General features: G+C 72.6%; 2 protein-coding genes. Both read right to left on the minus strand.

What is annotated here, in order from left to right; genetic code table 11:
• Positions 1-176: 176 nt before the first annotated feature.
• Positions 177-1,280 (minus strand): Zn-dependent alcohol dehydrogenase, encoded by a 1,104-nt coding sequence (locus O3Q52_RS51855; protein WP_269655362.1) that lies wholly within the window; start codon positions 1,278-1,280, stop codon positions 177-179.
• Positions 1,281-1,300: 20 nt separating this feature from the next.
• A partial coding sequence (locus O3Q52_RS51860) for an aldehyde dehydrogenase family protein (RefSeq protein WP_269655363.1) occupies positions 1,301-2,553 on the minus strand: 1,253 nt, incomplete at its 5' end.

The following is a 2,553-nucleotide window of genomic DNA, read 5'->3' on the forward strand; positions in this document are numbered from 1 at the left end:
GGCTCCGCCCCCGAACCCCCGCAAAAGATTGCGCAGTTCCCCGCGCCCCTGAAAGGGGCGCGGGGAACTGCGCGACCAGCCACAGCCGGGCCCGCACCCGAAATCGCACGCCCTGGGGTCTGGGGCGGAGCCCCAGGGGACAGGAATGGGCGGGGCGAGGAAAGGCCTCTGGCGGCCTAGAAGACCACCACCGCCCGGCCCCCCTTCCCCGCCAGCATGTTCTCGAAGGCCGACGGGATGCCTTCCAAAGCGATCCGCTCGGTCACCAGGGAGCTCAGGTCCAGGCGCCCCGCACGGACGTGGTCGGCAAGCAGCGGCAGGTCACGGGCCGGGTCCGAGTTGCCGTAGACGCAACCGGAGAGCGTACGGCCCCAGTGGAAGAGTTCGAGGGCGTTGAAGGTGACCTGCTGGTCCTTGCCACCGATGCCGACGACCGTCGTACGGCCGCCCCGACGGGTGGACTCCCAGGCCGTACGGATCGTGACGGCCCGGCCCACACACTCCACCGCCACATCGACCCCCTGCTTGCCCGTGAGCCCCCGGATCTCCCGCGCGGTGGTGTCGGAAGCGACGACGTACTCCGTCGCCCCGGCCGCCCGCGCCAGCGACTCCTTCTCCGGCGACACATCCACCGCCACGATCGTCGAGGCACCCGCGATCCGCGCGGCCTGGATCGCGGCGAGACCGACCCCGCCCACCCCGAACACGGCCACGGTCTCCCCGGCCCGTACCCGCGCCGAGTGGTGGACGGCCCCGTACCCGGTGAGCACGGCGCAGCCGAGCAGAGCCGCGTCCGTGAGCGGAATCCCGGTCGGCGCGGGGAGCACGCAGGCGCCCGCCACCACCGTCTCCTCGGCGAACGCGGCGACGTTCAGCCCGGGATACAGCTCGGCCCCGTCGGAGGAGCGCCGCGCGTACACCTCCCCCGCGCCCACCAGCGCGTTGGCGCACAGCCACACCTCGCCCAGCGAGCAGGCGTGGCAACTGCCGCAGGAGGGGGCCCAGTTGAGGACCACCCCGTCACCGGCAGCAACGTGCGTGACCCCGGGTCCGACGGAGACGACGGTCCCCGCCCCCTCGTGGCCGAGCACCGCGGGCACCGGCACCCGCATGGTGCCGTCGGACAGGGAGAGGTCGGAGTGGCAGACCCCGGCCGCGGCCAGCCGGACCCTGACCTGCCCGGGCCCCGGCACCTCCGGCAGCTCGATCTCGGTGATCTCCAGCGCAGCCCCGACCGCGGGCAGAACAGCGGCGCGAACCGTGTGCGTCGCACGAGCCATGTCGTACACCCCTCCTGGGACTAGAACTGCAGGGACTTGGTCTGGAGGTACTCGGACAGGCCGTGCGAGCCCAGCTCCCGGCCGACCCCCGACTGCTTGTAACCGCCGAAGGGAGCAAGGGGGTTGAAGCGTCCGCCGTTGATGTCCACCTGCCCGGTGTCGAGTTGTCGCGCGAAAGCCACGGCCTCGGTCACCTCGCCGGCCCACACGGCCCCCGCCAGCCCGTACACCGTGCCGTTGGCGATCCGCAGCGCGTCGGCCTCGTCCTCGTAGCGGAGGATCGAGAGGACCGGGCCGAAGATCTCCTCCTGGGCGATCGTCATCTCGGGGGTCACGTCCGCGAAGACGGTCGGGCTGACGAAGTAGCCCTGGTCGCGCGGGGCTTCGGGGCCGCCGGCCACCAGCCTCGCCCCCTCCGCGACGCCCTTCTCGATGTAACTCCGCACGCGCTGCTGCTGCTTGGCGTTGACGACGGGACCCATGCGCTCGCCGTACTTCGCCGCCGCCTCCACCGCCAGCGCGACCGCCTCGTCGTACTGCGAGTCGTGGACCAGCATTCGGGTCCAGGCGCTGCACGTCTGGCCGGAGTTGGACATCACGTTGGCCACGCCGACGTTGACCGCCTTGGCGAGGTCGGCGCTCGGCAGGATGACGTTGGCGGACTTGCCGCCGAGTTCCAGGGCGACCCGCTTGACGGCCGCGCCCGCCGTCGCGCCGATCTGCCTGCCGACGGCCGTCGAGCCGGTGAAGGAGACCAGGTCCACACCCTCGTGCCCGGCGAGTGCCTGGCCCGCGACCGGGCCACGGCCGGTGACAAGGTTGAAGACCCCGGCCGGAAGGCCCGCTTCGTGGACCGCCTCCGCGAAGAGCTGGGCGGTCAGCGGGGTGTCCTCGGCGGGCTTCAGCACGACCGTGCAGCCGGCCGCGAGCGCCGGGGCGACCTTGGCGACGATCTGGTGCAGCGGGTAGTTCCAGGGGGTGATCGCGCCGACCACACCGACCGGCTCCAGGTGGACGGTCGAGTTCCCGACCTTCTCCTCGAAGGCGTACGAGGCGGCCAGCTCGGCGTACGAACCGGCGACCGCGATGGGCGCCCCGACGTGCACGGCCTGCGAGAGCTTGAGCGGTGAGCCGAGTTCGGCGGTCACCGTCTCGGCGATCTCCTCCTTGCGGGCGACGAGGACGTCCCGGAGTGCGGCGATCCGTTCGGCGCGCTCGGCGGGCGGGGTGGCGGCCCAGGCCGGCAGGGCTCCGCGCGCGGCTCGTACGGCGG

The organism is Streptomyces sp. ActVer, assembly GCF_027270795.1.
In the GTDB taxonomy this organism is placed as follows: domain Bacteria; phylum Actinomycetota; class Actinomycetes; order Streptomycetales; family Streptomycetaceae; genus Streptomyces; species Streptomyces umbrinus_A.